Origin of the sequence: Salinirubrum litoreum (genome assembly GCF_020567425.1) — an archaeon.
Taxonomy (GTDB): Archaea; Halobacteriota; Halobacteria; order Halobacteriales; family Haloferacaceae; genus Salinirubrum; species Salinirubrum litoreum.
Map to the genome: position 1 here is coordinate 137,905 of NZ_JAJCVJ010000002.1, position 15,756 is coordinate 153,660.

At 69.5% G+C, this 15,756-nt stretch carries 15 protein-coding genes and 1 pseudogene; 7 read left to right on the forward strand and 9 right to left on the reverse strand.

Features of this window, described 5'->3' with window-relative positions; genetic code table 11:
• Positions 1-5: 5 nt before the first annotated feature.
• The 4 genes and pseudogenes from LI337_RS09340 to argF form a co-directional block, all read left to right on the forward strand.
• Positions 6-845, forward strand: a pseudogene (locus tag LI337_RS09340) (acetylglutamate/acetylaminoadipate kinase); the annotation flags it as partial.
• A gap of 31 nt (positions 846-876) precedes the next feature.
• On the forward strand, positions 877-2,001 hold the full coding sequence (locus tag LI337_RS09345) for an aspartate aminotransferase family protein (protein WP_227229579.1): 1,125 nt from the start codon (positions 877-879) through the stop codon (positions 1,999-2,001).
• Positions 2,001-3,095, forward strand: a complete 1,095-nt coding sequence (locus LI337_RS09350; protein ID WP_227229580.1) for a [LysW]-lysine hydrolase — start codon at positions 2,001-2,003, stop codon at positions 3,093-3,095. The genes LI337_RS09345 and LI337_RS09350 overlap by 1 nt, the downstream gene beginning before the upstream one ends.
• Positions 3,095-3,982 (forward strand): ornithine carbamoyltransferase, encoded by an 888-nt coding sequence (gene argF, locus LI337_RS09355; protein WP_227229581.1) that lies wholly within the window; start codon positions 3,095-3,097, stop codon positions 3,980-3,982. Before LI337_RS09350 ends, argF begins: the two co-directional genes overlap by 1 nt.
• 197 nt (positions 3,983-4,179) lie before the next feature.
• On the opposite strand, the gene LI337_RS09360 is transcribed toward argF, so the two are convergent.
• The 4 genes from LI337_RS09360 to LI337_RS09375 all read right to left on the reverse strand — a co-directional run bounded on the left by LI337_RS09360 (position 4,180) and on the right by LI337_RS09375 (position 9,234).
• Positions 4,180-5,142 carry an alpha/beta hydrolase gene (locus LI337_RS09360; RefSeq protein ID WP_227229582.1) on the reverse strand — a complete coding sequence of 321 codons (963 nt, stop codon included), beginning with the start codon at positions 5,140-5,142 and terminating at the stop codon, positions 4,180-4,182.
• Positions 5,139-5,519, reverse strand: coding sequence for a DUF8159 domain-containing protein (locus LI337_RS09365; RefSeq protein ID WP_227229583.1), 381 nt, complete (start codon positions 5,517-5,519; stop codon positions 5,139-5,141). Before LI337_RS09365 ends, LI337_RS09360 begins: the two co-directional genes overlap by 4 nt.
• Before the next feature lie 86 nt (positions 5,520-5,605).
• The gene (locus LI337_RS09370; protein ID WP_227229584.1) at positions 5,606-7,831 is read right to left on the reverse strand and encodes a CDC48 family AAA ATPase; all 2,226 of its coding nucleotides are present in this window, start codon (positions 7,829-7,831) and stop codon (positions 5,606-5,608) included.
• Positions 7,832-8,046: 215 nt separating this feature from the next.
• The gene (locus LI337_RS09375; protein WP_227229585.1) at positions 8,047-9,234 is read right to left on the reverse strand and encodes a radical SAM protein; all 1,188 of its coding nucleotides are present in this window, start codon (positions 9,232-9,234) and stop codon (positions 8,047-8,049) included.
• Positions 9,235-9,351: 117 nt separating this feature from the next.
• Between LI337_RS09375 and LI337_RS09380 the strand changes: the two genes are divergently transcribed.
• Both LI337_RS09380 and LI337_RS09385 read left to right on the forward strand, forming a co-directional pair.
• The gene (locus LI337_RS09380) at positions 9,352-9,741 is read left to right on the forward strand and encodes an Htur_1727 family rSAM-partnered candidate RiPP (RefSeq protein ID WP_227229586.1); all 390 of its coding nucleotides are present in this window, start codon (positions 9,352-9,354) and stop codon (positions 9,739-9,741) included.
• The gene (locus tag LI337_RS09385; RefSeq protein WP_227229587.1) at positions 9,738-10,967 is read left to right on the forward strand and encodes a TIGR04347 family pseudo-SAM/SPASM protein; all 1,230 of its coding nucleotides are present in this window, start codon (positions 9,738-9,740) and stop codon (positions 10,965-10,967) included. Before LI337_RS09380 ends, LI337_RS09385 begins: the two co-directional genes overlap by 4 nt.
• A gap of 107 nt (positions 10,968-11,074) precedes the next feature.
• On the opposite strand, the gene LI337_RS09390 is transcribed toward LI337_RS09385, so the two are convergent.
• From LI337_RS09390 to cofD, 5 genes are all read right to left on the reverse strand, one after another.
• Positions 11,075-11,269 carry a 30S ribosomal protein S17e gene (locus LI337_RS09390; protein ID WP_227229588.1) on the reverse strand — a complete coding sequence of 65 codons (195 nt, stop codon included), beginning with the start codon at positions 11,267-11,269 and terminating at the stop codon, positions 11,075-11,077.
• A 127-nt stretch (positions 11,270-11,396) separates the two neighbouring features.
• A complete protein-coding gene (locus LI337_RS09395; RefSeq protein ID WP_227229589.1) occupies positions 11,397-12,050 on the reverse strand; it encodes a DUF447 domain-containing protein in 654 nt (217 codons plus the stop codon).
• A complete protein-coding gene (locus LI337_RS09400) occupies positions 12,047-12,877 on the reverse strand; it encodes a triphosphoribosyl-dephospho-CoA synthase (protein ID WP_227229590.1) in 831 nt (276 codons plus the stop codon). The genes LI337_RS09395 and LI337_RS09400 overlap by 4 nt, the downstream gene beginning before the upstream one ends.
• Positions 12,874-13,728: a tRNA-dihydrouridine synthase gene (locus LI337_RS09405; RefSeq protein ID WP_227229591.1), complete on the reverse strand. Its 855-nt coding sequence runs from the start codon at positions 13,726-13,728 to the stop codon at positions 12,874-12,876. The genes LI337_RS09400 and LI337_RS09405 overlap by 4 nt, the downstream gene beginning before the upstream one ends.
• A gap of 26 nt (positions 13,729-13,754) precedes the next feature.
• On the reverse strand, positions 13,755-14,798 hold the full coding sequence (cofD, locus tag LI337_RS09410) for a 2-phospho-L-lactate transferase (protein WP_227229592.1): 1,044 nt from the start codon (positions 14,796-14,798) through the stop codon (positions 13,755-13,757).
• A gap of 131 nt (positions 14,799-14,929) precedes the next feature.
• On the opposite strand from cofD, the gene LI337_RS09415 reads away from it, so the two are divergent.
• Positions 14,930-15,382, forward strand: coding sequence for an Hsp20/alpha crystallin family protein (locus LI337_RS09415; protein ID WP_227229593.1), 453 nt, complete (start codon positions 14,930-14,932; stop codon positions 15,380-15,382).
• Positions 15,383-15,756 lie beyond the last annotated feature (374 nt).

Here is a 15,756-nt window from a genome sequence, read left to right on the forward strand (position 1 = left end):
CGAGAGGTGACAGGATGACAGTAGTAGTGAAGATCGGCGGCGCACGCGCCGTGGACCCCGCCGGTGCGGTCGGCGATGTCGCCCACCTCGTCGCGAACGGCGAGCAGGTCGTCGTCGTCCACGGCGGGTCGACGGCGGTCGACGAGACGCTTGAACGCCTCGGCGAGGAGGCGACCTACGTCGAGACGCCGGGTGGCGTCGTCGGCCGGTTCACCGACGAGACGACGATGGAGGTGTTCTCGATGGTGCTGCCCGGCAAACTGAACACCGACCTCGTGGCCACCCTGCGCGAGGCGAGCGTCGACGCGCTCGGCCTCTCGGGCGTCGACGGCGGCCTGCTGACCGGCCCCCGGAAGTCGGCGGTCCGGGTCGTCGAAGACGGGACGAAGAAAATCAAGCGCGGCGACCACTCGGGGAAGCTGACCGACGTGAACGCGGACCTGCTGGAGACGCTGCTGGCGTCGGGCTACACGCCGGTCGTCTCCCCGCCGATGCTGGCCGACGACGGGACGCCGGTCAACACCGACGCGGACCGGGCGGCCGCCGCGGTCGCTGGCGCACTCGGTGCGCGACTGGTCGTGTTGACCGACGTGGCCGGCGTCTACGCCGACCCCGACGACGAGTCGACGCTGATCGAGTCGGTGACGACCCCCGCCGAGTGGGCCGACCTGGAGGCCGCCGGGGAAGGCTTCATGACGAAGAAACTGATGGCGGCGAAGGAGGCGCTCACCGGCGGCGCGAGCGAGGTGATCGTCGCGGACGCGAACGTCAGAGACCCCATCGTGGCGGCACTCGACGGCGGCGGGACGCACGTCTCGCCCGACGCAGTGGAGAGTGAATCATGACGCGAACCGAGACCGAATCGGCGGTGACAGCATGAGCGGCTTCGTCTTCTCGGAGAAACCGATCCAGATCGAACGCGGCACGGGACCGTACCTCTACACCGACGACGGCACGGAGTACCTCGACTTCGGCGCGAGTTACGCGGTCGCGCCGCTGGGCCACTCCCACCCCGCCGTCGTGGACGCGGTCCAGACACAGGTCGCGGACCTGACCTACGTGCAGGCGTCGTACCCGACGAGCGTCCGCACCGAGACCTACGAGAAACTGGCGACGCTCGCACCCGGCAACATCGACAAGGTGTGGCTCTGCAACTCCGGCACGGAGGCCAACGAGGCGGCGATGAAGTTCGCCCGGAGCGCCACGGGGAGAGAGAAGATCGTCGCCACGAAGCGCGGGTTCCACGGCCGGACGCTGGGCGCGCTGGCGATGACGTGGAAACAGAAGTACAAGAAGCCGTTCGAGCCGCTGGCCGGCGGCATCGAGTTCGTCGACTACGGCGACGCGGAACAACTGGCCGACGCAGTCGACGACGAGACGGCCGCCGTCTTCCTCGAACCGGTGCAGGGCGAGGGCGGCATCCACCCCGCACCGACCGGCTACCTGCAGGCCGCCCGCGACGCCTGCGACGACGCTGGTGCGGCGCTCGTGTTCGACGAGATCCAGACGGGCGTCGGGCGGACCGGCCTGCTGTGGGCCTCCGAACGCGCCGGCGTCGTGCCGGACATCCTGACGACCGCGAAGGGCATCGCCTCGGGACTGCCCCTCGGGGCGACGCTCTGCAAGGAGTGGATCGCCGAGGACTGCGGCAACCACGGCTCGACGTTCTCGGGCGGCCCGGTGGTCTGTGCGGCCGCGAACGCGACGCTCGACACGCTGGTCGAGGAAGACCTGCCCGCGAACGCGAACCGGATGGGGAGCTACCTCACCAGTCACCTCCGCGCGGAACACGGCGACGACGTGCGCGAGGTCCGCGGCCTGGGCCTGATGCTCGGCATCGAGGTCAAGCGCGGCGCGAACCGCCTGCTGAAACAGTTGGCGCTGCGAGAGCAGTTCCTCGCGCTCCCTGCGGGGCGGTCGGTGCTTCGCCTTCTGCCGCCGCTGACCATCGACGAGGAGCAGGCCGACGAGGCGCTCGCGGCGCTCGGAGAGGTGCTGTGATGACCGCAACCCAACACCCGAGCGTCGATCCCGTCTCTGCTCGGCAGTTGCTGGTCGACCTCGTCTCGACGCCGTCGGTGTCGGGCGAGGAGGCCGAGGCGGCCGAACTGCTGGTCGAGTTCTTCCGGTCGCACGGCCGGGAGGCGTGGCTCGACGAGGTCGGCAACGTCCGCGCGCCGGCAGACGATTCGGTCCTGTTGACCTCGCACATCGACACCGTCCCCGGCGACGTGCCGGTGTCGGTGAAGGGGGCGGGCGGCGAGGACGAGGCGGACGTGTCGGCCGACGAGGCCGAACTGTGGGGCCGCGGGAGCGTCGACGCGACCGGGCCCCTCGCGGCGATGGCCGTCTCGGCCGTCGAGACCGGCGTCTCCTTCGCGGGCGTCGTCGAGGAGGAGACGACCTCGAACGGTGCGCGCCACCTCTGTGAGACGCGCGAGGAACCGGACGCGGTCGTCAACGGCGAACCCTCCGGCTGGCAGGGCATCACGCTCGGCTACCGTGGGTTCCTCGACGGGACCTACGTCGCCACCAGCGAACTCGGCCACTCCTCGCGGCCCGAGGACAACGCGATCCAGTCGGCCGTCTCGTGGTGGTCCCGGGTCGCGGACTACTTCGCGGGCGGCGACGACTACGCGCCCGTCTTCGAGCAGGTGACGACGAAGCCGGTCAGCTTCGACGGCGGCCCCAGCGAGGACGGCCTGGCCGTGGAGGCGACCGTGGAGGTGCAGTTCCGCATCCCGCCGTCGCTGTCGCCCGACGACGTGCGCGAGGTGGCGGACGGCACCCTCGGTCGTGGGACGGTCCACTGGCAGGAGCCCATCCCGCCGGTGATGGAGAGTCCCCGGACCGAGGTCGCGCGGGCGTTCCGCGTGGCGATTCGGAGCGCGGGCGGGGACCCTCGACTCGTGCGGAAGACCGGGACGAGCGACATGAACCTCTACGCCGACGCGTGGGACTGCCCGATGGTGACCTACGGCCCCGGCGACTCGGATCTGGACCACGCGCCGAACGAGCACCTCCCGCTGTCGGAGTACGACCGCTCGGTCGGTGTGCTGTCAGACGTGGCGGAGACGCTGGCGGGTGACGACTGATGGTCCGCCACTTCCTCGACGTGGACGACCTGTCGGTGGCGGAACTGCACGAGGTGCTGGACACCGCCGCCGCGCTGAAAGCCGGCGAGTACGACACCGCGCCGCTCGCGGGCGAGTCGCTGACGATGGTGTTCGAGAAACCCTCGACCCGGACGCGGGTCTCCTTCGAGACCGGGATGACGAGTCTCGGCGGGCACGCGGTCTTTCTCGGCCCGGACGACATCGGCCTGCACGGGCGGGAACCGATCAAGGACATCGCCCGCGTGCTCTCGCGGTACGGGTCGGCGACGATGGTCCGCCTGTTCGACCACGCCGACGCCGAGGAGATGGCCGCCTACGCCACCGCGCCGGTGATCAACGGCCTGACCGACGACGCACATCCCTGTCAGACGCTCGCGGACCTGCTGACGATCCGGGACCTGTTCGGCGACTTCGACGCCGAGGTGGCCTGGGTCGGCGACGGGAACAACGTCGCCCAGTCGTTCGCGGTCGGCGCGGCGATGGTCGGCCTCGATCTGACCGTGGCGACACCCGACGGCTACGAACTCGACGACGAGGTGCTGAACCGGGCCGCCGAGTACGAGGGGACCGTGACCACCACGGACGATCCGGGGCAGGCCGTCGCGGACGCGGACGTGGTCTACACCGACGTGTGGATCAGCATGGGCGAGGAGGACCGCCGCGAGCAGAAGCTGTCGGCGTTCGACGGCTTCCAGGTGAACGCCGAGTTGGTCGGCGACGACGCGGTCGTGATGCACTGTCTGCCGGCCCACCGCGGCGAGGAGATCACCGACGGCGTGCTGGAGAGCGAGCGGTCGGTCGTCTGGCGGCAGGCCGAGAACCGGAAACACGCACAGTGCGGGCTGTTGGTAGAGCTGTTGGGCTGAGCGCCGGATCTTCACACGACTGTTGTCGGAGTGTTCGGTGTCGGTGACGGTGACAGTGGCCGAGCGGTGCCGACTACTCCTGGCTGGAACTACGACAGCGCCTGCGTCACAGGACGTGACCGTGACGGTGTCGCGAACCGCTACGGCGGCGCGACTCGTAGCGGGGGGTCCCGCGACCGCATCCGCACTCACCCGGTTCAGTCGCGCAGAACGCTGTCGAGAAACGCGATCTGGTGGCCGAACACCTGTTCGAACGCCTCGCCGGCGTACACGTCGAAGTGGCCGACCGGCATCCGGATCAGCGTGGCGTCCGGTAGCGCCTCGGCCGCCGCCTCGACCGACGACAGCGGGATGATCTCGTCGTGTTGCCCCGCCAGCAGAAGCGTCGGACACGTCACGTCCTCGCAGTGGGTGATGGGCCGGTAGCGGGGCAGCGAGAGGAAGATTCTGGCCGGACACTCGTTGTCCCACGTGCTCCCGCGCGGGACCAGTTCCATGAACCCCGACCTCGCGCCGGGTTCGTTCAGCACCGCGAACTCCTCCGGGTCGCCGACGACCGGCACCGTGTAGGGACCGAGTAGACGCGATTGAAGCTTGTCGCGCAAGCCCGCTCCGAGCGCCGTCGGGAGGTACGACAGCGGTTTGTTCCGGGTCACCGCCCGCCCGTCGACGAACGGGACCTGTCCGACCACGGCCGAGACGCGCCGGTCGCCCGCCGCCGTGACGAGTGCGTGGCCCGCCGAGAAGGAGGTGCCCCACAGCGCCAGCCGACCCGTGTCGAGGTCGTCGAACCGACGGACACGGGCGACGGCGGCCTCCCAGTCGGCGACGTGGCGCGACGGCGAGACGAGGTTCCGGGGTTCGCCCTCGCTGTCGCCGAAGTTGCGGTAGTCGAACAGGAAGACCGCGTAGCCGCGCTCGGCGAACCGTTCGGCGATGGTCGGCAGGCGGAACGTGCGCTCGCCAGCGAAGCCGTGGGCCATCACGATCACCGGCGGGTCGGCCGGGCGGTCCGGCCGGTAGAGCCACCCGGCACACTCCTCGCCGGCGCTCTCGAAGTTCGCCGTCACCTTCGAGAACTCGTAGTTCGAGGGGCGGGGCGGGCGCTCCGGCGGGTCCTCGCGGCCGCGTCGTCGCCACGCCGAGGTGTCGCGGGTCACGCCGACCCCTCCGACTCTTCGGAGTTCTCGTCGACCGTGTTCGTCAGCGTCCCCAGCACGCGCTCCGAGAAGTCCTCCTCCGAGAGTCGGTAGGAGAGCAGACCCTCGAACCACTCGGCGTCGGCGTGCCAGGTGCCCTGGACGTCGCCCGCGAACCGGACGACCGTCGCCTCGACGCGGACCGGGTCCCACGTTCCATCTTCGGCCCGGTCGATCAGCGTGTTGCAGACGCGACCGATCTCACCGTGTTCGACGCGCTCGCCCGGAAACGAGGTGGTGTAGGTCAGGTCGAGTGGGTCCCCGGCGTCGATGGACTCCACGTCGATCCCGTTGGTGCGGAGATCGCCTTCGAGTCCGGTGATCGCGTCGTCTGTCATGTGCCGGGCTACGACCGCCGGGGGCTAAACCCTTGCCCGGTGACAGTCGCCAGGTTACAAAGAGAGAACGCGCCGCGCCCGCCGGCTTACTGGAAGCCGATCCGCCCGCTGCCACGGTCGGCCATCGGTCCCTGCTGGCCGCCCTTGAACTGGTCTTTCATGCGCTCGTAGTAGTCCATCAGGTCGTCGGTGATCGTCGGCCGGACCGACTCCATCGCCTTCCGGAAGTGGCGCATCTCGATGGCCTCCGCGTCGTCGTCCTCCCGGAGCGCCTCGATTGCGGCCTCGCGGCCGATGGACTCCAGGTCGGACCCGACGTAGCCCTCGGTCATCTCCGCGACCTCGCGCAGGCTCACGTCCGGGGCGAGCGGACTGTTCTGCGTGTGGATGCGGAGGATCTGTTCGCGTCCCTCGGCGGTCGGTTCGCCGATCATGACGAGGCGGTCGAACCGACCCGAGCGAATCAGGGCGGGGTCGATCATGTCCGGGCGGTTCGTCGCACCGATGACCATCACGTCGCCCATCTCCTCTAAGCCGTCCAACTCGGTCAGCAGTTGGTTGACGACGCGCTCGGAGACGTTGCTCCCGACCTCCTGCCCGCGAGACGGCGCGAGGCTGTCGAGTTCGTCGAAGAAGATGATACACGGCGACACCTGCCGGGCCTTCCGGAAGGTCTGCCTGATCGCCTTCTCCGACTCACCGACCCACTTCGACAGCAGTTGCGGCCCTCTGACCGAGATGAAGTTCGCGTTCGTCTCGTTGGCGACGGCCTTCGCCATCAGCGTCTTGCCGGTGCCGGGCGGGCCGTACAGCAGGACCCCCTTCGGGGCCTCGATGCCCATCCGGTCGAACTTCTGTGGGTCGGTCAGCGGCCACTCGACCGACTCCTGCACTTGACTCTGGGCCTCCTCCAGCCCGCCCACGTCGTCCCACGTGACCTTCGGCAGTTCGACGAGTACCTCCCGCATCGCGGAGGGTTCGACCTCGCCGAGTGCGCCGTTGAAGTCGTTGCGCTTGACGATCATCCGGTCGATCAGACTCGGCGGGATGTCCTCCTCGTCGAGATCGATCTCCGGGAGGTAGCGCCGCAGCGCCTTCATCGCGGCCTCCTTCGTCAGGCTCTCGATGTCCGCGCCGACGAAGCCGTGGGTCTCGTCGGCGAGGTGGTCCAGACTCACGTCGTCCGACAGCGGCATCCCGCGCGTGTGGATCTGGAGGATCTCTTTCCGGCCCACTTCGTCCGGGACACCGATCTCGATCTCACGGTCGAAGCGACCGGGCCGGCGGAGCGCGGGGTCGACCGAGTCCACGCGGTTCGTCGCCGCGATGACGATGACCTGTCCCCGCGCCTCGAGACCGTCCATCATCGTCAGCAACTGGGCGACGACCCGGCGTTCGACCTCGCCGGTCACGTCCTCGCGCTTCGGCGCGATGGAGTCGAGTTCGTCGATGAAGATGATGGAGGGCGACTCCTCTTTCGCGTCCTCGAAGATCTCACGCAGTTGCTGTTCGGACTCGCCGTAGTACTTCGAGATGATCTCCGGGCCCGCGATGGAGAAGAAACTCGCGGAGGTCTCGTTGGCGACGGCCTTCGCCAGCAGGGTCTTCCCGGTCCCCGGCGGGCCGTGGAGCAGCACCCCCTGCGGTGGCTCGATCCCCAACTTCTTGAAGATCTGCGGGTGCTTCATCGGGAGTTCGACCATCTCCCGGACGCGCTGGATCTCGTTTTGCAGGCCGCCGATGTCTTCGTAGGTGATGCCGCCGCCGGTCTTCTCGAAGCCCGAGATGGGTTCCTCGCGGAGTTCGACCTCGGTGTCCTCGGTGATGAGACAGACGCCCTCGGGGTCGGTCTCCACGGCGATGAGCGGGATGGCCTGTCCCGGCGACCGCATGAACGGGTGGTTCGTGGAGGACATCACGGGCACGATGTCGCGTTCGACGACCGGCCGCTTCAGGATCTGCCGTTTGACCATCCCGGCCGCGTCGGAGCCGAACTGCACCGACGCCTCCTCGGGCGGCGCGAGGACGAGTTTGTCGGCCTTCTTCGCGTCCGCCTTCCGGATCGTCACGCGCTCGCCGATGCCGATGTCGGCGTTCTGCCGGGTGAACCCGTCGATGCGCACGGTGTCGGTGTTCCAGTCCTGTCGGTCCGCGCGCCAGACCTTCGCCGCCGTCGTCTCGCCGCCTTCGATCTCGATGATGTCACCCGGTGAGAGCTTCAGATGCAACAGCGTGTCCGGGTCGAGACGGGCGATGCCACGCCCCGAGTCGTTCGGGTACGCCTTCGCCACTTCGAGTTGAACTTCGTTCATGATATGCTCGCGGGGGAGTTGTTTTGTGGTCGGCAACGACGGGGGATAAGTCCTGCGCTACCGGGGGTCGCGCCCGCCGTGGCCGCGTCGTCGTGTGCCATTCTATAGCATGGTATGGCGTGAGGGGTACTTATGGGTGGCGTCTCCGGTAGGTCGTGACGAAGGGTGCCGACTCAGTCGTCGGCGAACGGGGTACCGGCCGCGCCGTCGCCGTCTCAGCCCTCTGGTTCGTGGGGACAGAGTGGGTCGGCCGCGAGTGGGTCGCCCGTCGCGGCGTAGGCCCGCGACCGACTGCCGCCGCACACCCAACGGAACTCGCAGGCCCCGCACTTCCCCCGGAGTTCGTCGCGGTCCCGCAGGGCGGTGAACAGGTCCGACTCGCGGTAGAGGGCGGCGACCGACGACTCCCGGACGTTGCCGGCGGACTTCGGCAGGAAGCCGGAGGGGTACACCTCCCCGGTGTGGCTGACGAACGCGAAGCCGTCGCCCGCGAGGACGCTCGGCCGGCCGACCGTCGCGCCCGGCGGTGGACCGCTGTCGGCGTCGTCGGTGCTCACGTCGCCGACGCCCGGTGGCGGGCCGCCTCCATCTCCGTCGGTGTCGACACCAGGTGGTGGGCCGCCGCCGTCACCGTTCGCGACCCCCGGTGGCGGACCGGTCGTGCCACGGTCACCCGCGTCGCCCGGCGGGTCGACCTGCTGCTGGACGCGGCGGTACTGGGGAGCCTCGGTCGTCTTCAGCGCGAACGAGGCCTCGCTCTCGACGCGATCCAGCCACGCCATCACCGCGTCGGCCTGCATCGGGGGGACGGGGTCGAGTGTCGCCCCCCGACCCACGGGGACGAGGAAGAAGACGCTCCACCGGATCGCACCGAGGTCGGCGACGAGGTCACGAATCGCGGGGAGGTCGTCGACCGTCTCGGCACAGACGGTCGTGTTGATCTGGAGCGAGATGCCGGCCTCGCGCGCGGCCTCGGCCGCTTCGACGGTGTCTTCGAAACTCCCCGACTCGCCACGGAAGCGGTCGTGGCTCTCGGCGTCCCCGCCGTCGAAACTGAGCGCCATCCGCGACAGGCCGGCGTCCGCGAGGCCCCGCACTCGCTCGGGCGTCAGCGACTGCGTGCCGCTGGGCGTCAGCGACATCCGCAGACCGCGGTCCGTGCCGTAGTCGATCAACTCCGGCAGATCCGGCCGCTTCAGGGGGTCGCCCCCCGAGAGGACGACAACCTGCCCCTCGCCGAACTCGGTCGCCGCGTCGTCGAGCAACTGCTTCCCCTCCGCCGTCGTCAACTCGTCGGGGTGCCGGGTCGGGTGGGCGTCGGCCCGGCAGTGGTCACAGGCCAACTCACACGCCTGCGTCACCTCCCAGATCAGGACGACCGGGCGCTCGCTGGTGTCGAACATCTCTGTCTACTCCTCCGTGTCCCACGCATCAAAGCCGACTCCCGAACACCTACGGCCGGTTTTCACCTCGTGGGAACGGACGGGGGGCGTTTGATATCTCGGCCGTAATCGTGGGGTATGTCGTCCGAGCGACCGCGAGAGGCGGCGGCCGCGTCCGAGCGTCGGCGCGTCGCCGAACCCCGCGCAGACGAGACCCGAGAGTGGGAGGTGTTCGTCCGGGAGACCCCCGAGGAACCGCTCCGCCACGCCGGGAGCGTCACCGCCCCGAACGCCGACGTCGCCCACGAGGCCGCCGACACGCTGTTCGAGCGCACCGCCGACACGATCTGGTGTGCGCCGACGGACGCGGTGGCCCGGTTCACGACCCGCGAGTTGGACAGCGAGTACGCCGAGGAGTCGGTCGGCGAGAACCGAGACGCCGACGCGACGCCGACACACGAGGCGTCGGCGACGGAGCGGCGCGACGGAGCCGACGACGCCGAGGGTGACGAGGAGGGGCCAGCATGATCTCGCTCAGCAAACTGCTCTGTGATCTGGACGCGGAAGGCGACGGTCTCCGGTACGACGCCGGCGACGACGCCGCAGTCGAACAGATACGCGAGAAGAAGCAACAGAAACCGGTCGTCGTCTGGAACCTGACGAAGCGGTGTAACCTCCACTGTCAGCACTGCTACGCCGGCGCGGAGATCGAGAGCGCGCCCGGCGAACTCTCGACGGCCGAGGGGAGACAGCTCCTGGACGAACTCGCCGACTACGGCGCGCCGGTCGTCCTCTTCTCCGGCGGGGAACCGATGGTCCGCGACGACCTGCTCGAACTGATCGCCCACGCCAGCGACGCCGGCATCCGGCCCGTACTCTCGACGAACGGGACGCTCATCACCGCCGAGAACGCCCGCCGGATGAAGGAGGCGGGACTCAAGTACGCCGGCGTCTCGGTCGACGGCCTGCCGGAGCGCAACGACCGATTCCGGGGCCAGGAGGGGGCCTTCGACGCCGCCGTCCGGGGCATCGAACACTGTCTCGACGCCGGCCTGAAGACCGGTCTGCGCTACACCATCACCGAGGCGAACGCCGCCGACATGGAGGGCGTCGTGGACCTCCTGCGTGACGTGGGCGTCGACCGCTTCTGCTTCTACCACCTCGACTACGGCGGGCGCGGCAACGACATCCGCGACGTCGACCTCTCGCCGGCCGACCGCCGCGAGGCGGTCCGCCGCCTCTGCGACCTCACGCGGGAGTACCACGAGGCGGGCGAGGAGATCGAGACCCTGCTCGTCGGCAACTACTGTGACGCCGGCTTCCTCGTGGAGTACGCCCGCGAGGAACTCGGCCCAGCCGCCGCCGACCGCATCTACCGCTACCTCCGTGTGAACGGCGGCGACCCGGCCGGGGAGCGCGTCGCGGACGTCGACTACCAGGGGAACGTCCACGCGACCCAGTTCTGGCAAGGGTACAGCCTCGGCAACGTCCGGGACCGGCCCTTCGGAGCCATCTGGGACGACGAGTCGAACCCGGTGCTCCGGGACCTCCGCCAGCGCGAGGACCTGCTGACGGGCCGGTGTGCAGACTGTCGGTACCGCTCCATCTGTCGCGGTGGCTCGCGACTCCGGGCGCTCGCCACCGAGGGGGACCTCTTCGCCCCCGACCCGCAGTGTTACCTCACGCCCGGAGAGCGCGCCGGCGAGGGGTCGCCGGTGGCCGGTGTCGACGACGGCTCGGTCGGCGCGGACTGACCGCCGCGTCGCCGGTGTGGTACTCGCGCCGACGGCCGTCTGCTCCCGACCGAGCGGCCGCTACAGGGGTTCGGCTCCGGAGAGACTCGCGTCCTGCAGAAATCGCCTTACGCGCTCGGCTTGCCGCCGGCCTTCTTCCGGGTGACGTAGCCGGCGATCCGGTTACGGACCGACTTCGACTCCACGTTGGTCAGCTTCGCGACGCTCTCTTTGTTCGTCTCGAAGTCCGTGTTGAACGCCTGCGGGTAGCGCTCCAACAGGATCGTCCCCAGCTGTTTGACGTACTTGGGTTTGATAGCCATACGACACAGTTCCCCGGTCGGCCACTAAAACGATTCGTTCCGTCACCGGCGGCCGGGAGCCGTGCGATCACGGCACAGAGCCGTCTGCGGTGTCTCCGCGGTCTGCACGGTCCGGGGTACCCCACCGTCACTCCCGACGGGACCGCCAGTCGGACACCGCGTCGACGCGCTCGAACGCCTCGCGTTCTGCCGGCCCGCCGCATCGCTCGACCGTCTCGGCGAAGTAGTCCAAGCGGTCCAGCAGGACCTCGGTGTCGTAGGCGTCCACGTCCAGCCGCGAGACGGCCACGGTCGCGTCGATCACCGCCGCGAACCCGCGGTTGATCGTCCGCACCCCCTGCTGCTCGACCCCCGAGTCGGTCGGCTCCAGTCGCCACTCGGTCCACTCGGTCCCGCCGGACTCCCCGCTATCGACCGCCTCGACCGCGACCTCGACCCAGGCGTCGGCCGACGCGAGGACAGGTTCGGACTCCTCACGGATCGTCAGCGCGGCGTCCACGAAGTCCCGTGGGTCGGTGACGAACTGGACGACACCGCCACCCCGCCGCCGGAAGTTGCGGTACGTTCGCGTCCGGCCCCACGTCGTGGCGGTGACGTACTCGCTCGCGGACTCCGAAGACGAATCGGGCGCGTGCAGACCCAGCGCCGCGAGGTTCCACAGGTCGTTCGGACCGAGCGTGGCGACGACCGACTCGGTGACGCCCCGGAGCGGGGTCGGCCACCCGGTGGGGCTGTCGCCGAGCCACTGCTGGTCACCTCCCGAGTTCGCGTCGTCGCTCACAGCGGCACCCCCCGGCGGAGCGCGACGTACAGCGCGCTCGCGGTCTGGTCGGCGGTGGTGCCGGGGTTGATCCCCTCGGCGACGAACGTCTCGGCCAACTCCTCGGCGGCGTCGAGGTCGTGTCCGACTTCGGCCGCCCGCGCCGACGCCTCCCGCGCGACCTCCTCGCCGTGCTGTGTGGCGACCAGCGTGTCCGGTTCGTCGGCGAGCAGATCGAGAAACGCCCGCGCCGCCCGGTCGAGAATCGGCCCCTCGTCGGCGAGGATGGACTCGGCGGTCTCGAAGGTGCGCGGGAACCCATCGACCCACTCGCGGGCGTTCGTGTCCCGGTCGGCACTCGACTCCATCACGTCCGCGAGCGTCAGCCCGCGCGATTCGAGCGTCGGCACCGCGTCGGCACCCCGGCGTACGTCGAGATCCGGCGCGTTCTCGGGTGGGTCGTCCACCGCCACGTCGACGTGCTCGAAGGCCCGGTAGAAGCCCGCGGCGTCGGCGACGGTGGTGGACTCGACGACCGACTCGACGCCGGCCGGCGACAGGTCGGTCTCGCAGTCGGCTTTGACGAGGGGGACGAGCAACAGCAGACAGCCGAACTGGGTGTTGCCACCCTCCTGCTGGCTCATCCCGGCGACGGCGGTCTCGAAGGCCTCGCCGACCGGCGCGCCCGACTCGGCCAGTCGCAGACCCTCGCCTGCACCGACACTACCGGCGAGGAAGTGCTCGAATCGCAGGTCGGCGAGGTCGCGGTGCCGGTCCACGTTACCCGGTTTCGGCGTCCCGGCGACCTCCAGCAGGAGCGCGAGTTGCGCGTGCTCGGTGGGCGTCACGGCGACACCTCGGCGTCCTCGGCGACTGCACCGGCAGACTCCTCCTGTGCACCACGCCACGCGACGAGTGCCTCGCGGACACGCCGGAGGACTCTGCGGTCGGTACTGGGCCGACCGACGCTCACCGCGTCCGCGCCGTACCGCAGGTACTCGTGGACGCTCTCGCGGTCCCGGACCTCGTTGTTGGCGATCACGGTCGGTCGGGTCGCCGAACCGTCGGCGGCCGACGCGCCGCCGCCCGAGGCTTCGGTCGTCTCGGCGAGCGACTCGGCTGTCGTCGCCACCTCGCTGATCACCGACTCGGAGTCCATCGCGTCAACGTGGATGGCGTCGACACCACTCTCGGCGACGGCACGGGTCGTCTCCCGCAGGTCGACACCCGGTACCTCGGACCGGACCTTCACGGAGACGGTCGCACCGGTCGCGGCGGCCGTCTCGACGTACTCGGCGAGGCGGTCGGTGTCGGCCAACAGCGATTCGCCACAGCCGACCGCCCGGAGTTCCGGCTGTCGACAGTGGGCGTTGATCTCGATCACTGCGTCGTGGTCGGCACAGACGGCGGCGGCCTTCCGAATCGGCTCGCCGGTCGCACTCCGGACGTTCAGTCCCGCCTGGATCGGCGCGTCGGCGAGTGCCGACAACTGGCGGTCGGCAAAGGCGAGTGGGTCCTCGGGCAGGAACTCCTCGCGGTCGCGGGCGACCAACTCGCGGGCCGCCGCCCGGCTCTCGTCGTCCAGCGCGAGACCGCCGAGAAAGGCGAGGTCTGCGAGGTCGTCGGCCTGCCTCGCCCACGCCGCGTCCGCCTCCCCGCTGAGGCTGGCGAGTGCGAGCAGTGGGCGGTCGGTGTCCATCTCTCGTCCGAGGAGCGACTCGCCGGTCACGACGCCTCGACCCCCAGTTCCGCGAACGCGTCGGCGACCGCGTGCCTGACGCGCGCCGCGTCCGCCGGTCCCTCGATCCCCGTGTCGGTCCTGACGACGACCGGCTCCCGGTCGTCGTCCGTCGATGCGTCGAGGTCGGTCCCGTCCTCGCTGTCGAGGACGAACGCGTCCGCGAAGGGGTACGCCTCGGCCACCCCGCGCGTGCTGGCTTCGTAGCCGACCCCGCGCATCAGGTCGTCCGCCGGGCCGGAGAACACTCGGTCCTCGACGAACGGCGAGACGGCGACGACCGGTGTCTCGGCGAGCGCCTGCTCCACACCGGGGAGTGCCAGCATCGGCCCGAGGCTCGTCACGGGGTTCGAGGGGCCGATCACCACCGGATCGCGGAGCGCCGCGAGCGTCTCGTCGGTCGGACTGGCGGTCTCACTCCCCCGGAACTCCACGTCTTCGACTCCGGGCACTGCTCGCCGGGCGACCCAGAACTCCTGGAAGTGCATCGCCCCCTCGTCGGTGTGGACGATGGTGGCGACCGGGTCGTCGGACATCGGCAGGAGTCGGTACGGGAGGTCGAACGCGTCGGCGAGCGTCGCCGTGACCTCGGTGAGGCTCTGGCCCTCGTCGAGCAAACTCGTCCGGGTGAGGTGGACCGCCCGGTCACGGTCGCCGATCTCCATGAACTCCGCGATCCCCGAGAATCGCCGCCACCGGGCGATCTCGCGGCCCTCGGTCTGTGCCTCGGGCGGGAGGTAGCGCGGCCCGCCGTCGAGTCCCGCCGCGTCCGCGAGGCGGTGGAGTTCGGCGTTCGTCTCGGTCGTGTCGTCGGCGATGCCCCACCACCGCTCGCGGTCGATCACGCCGCCGCCGTGGAAGAGGACGGTGTCAAGATCGGGACAGACGAGCAGGCCACCGAGTTCCACGTCGTCGCCGGTGTTGCCGACGACGACCGTCTCGGTGGGATCGAAGACACTCGACCGGCCGGGGTCGGTCAGCCCGTCGAGCAGTTTGGGGGTGCCGGTCCCCCCGGCGAGAAACGTCGTCATGTACCGGCGTTGGGCGACCGTGGATTTGTATCTGGCTCTCCTGCGGGGGACGGTGAGACGGCTCTGGTGGGACGCGAGTTGAGGTGTCCGGGTGTAGCTTGAAGCCGGTCGCGGTCGAACTGGGGGGTGTCATGGCCCGACGAGCCAACCCCTTCGAGGATCTGGAGGAACTGTTCGACCGAATGCGCCGCCAGTTCGAGGAGGCGACGGGATCGATGGACGAGGTGAGCGTCGAGTCGCTGCGCTCGGGGATGCGGATCGACGTGGAGGACACCGGCGAGTCGTTCGTCGTCACGGCCGACCTGCCGGGGTTCGAGAAGGAGGACATCGACGTACGCCTCTCGGACCAGCGACTCCGCATCTCGGCGGAGCACGCAGAGGAGACGACCGAGGAGGGTGAGACCGAGGACGACGGTCGGTTCGTCCGGCAGGAGCGGCACCGCAGTTCGATGGAGCGCGTCGTTCGGCTTCCGGAACCGGTGGACGAGGGGTCGGTGTCCGCGAAGTTCCGGAACGGCGTGTTGACCGTGACGCTGGCGAAGACGGAACCGGTGGAGACCGGGCGGGACATCGAAATCGAGTGAGGAAATATTGGGTACGTGGGATGTGTTGAATTCGTTGTGAGTGAGGGTTTTGTCGGATACGTCGTGAGTGAGGGTTCTGTCGAGTGAGTCTTGGATACCGTTGGGTGAAAGCCCCCGAACGCTCGACCGGCCGCGACTCGTTGCGCGCTTCCCTCAGGCGAGTCGGCAAGCCGACTCGCCTTCAGTCCAGTGCTTACGTCGTCGGGGCCGGGTCGAGCGTTCGGCCCCTTTCAGTCCCGCCCGGTGATTTGGCGAAGGCGCGTGCAACTTCCGGTTGACCAGTCGATTTCAGCGCGAGCGCCTACCTGCGACCGTCGGCGCGACACGGAGGTCGCGCCAGCCCACTCGACTGGTACTTGTGATGTGAGTTGAAA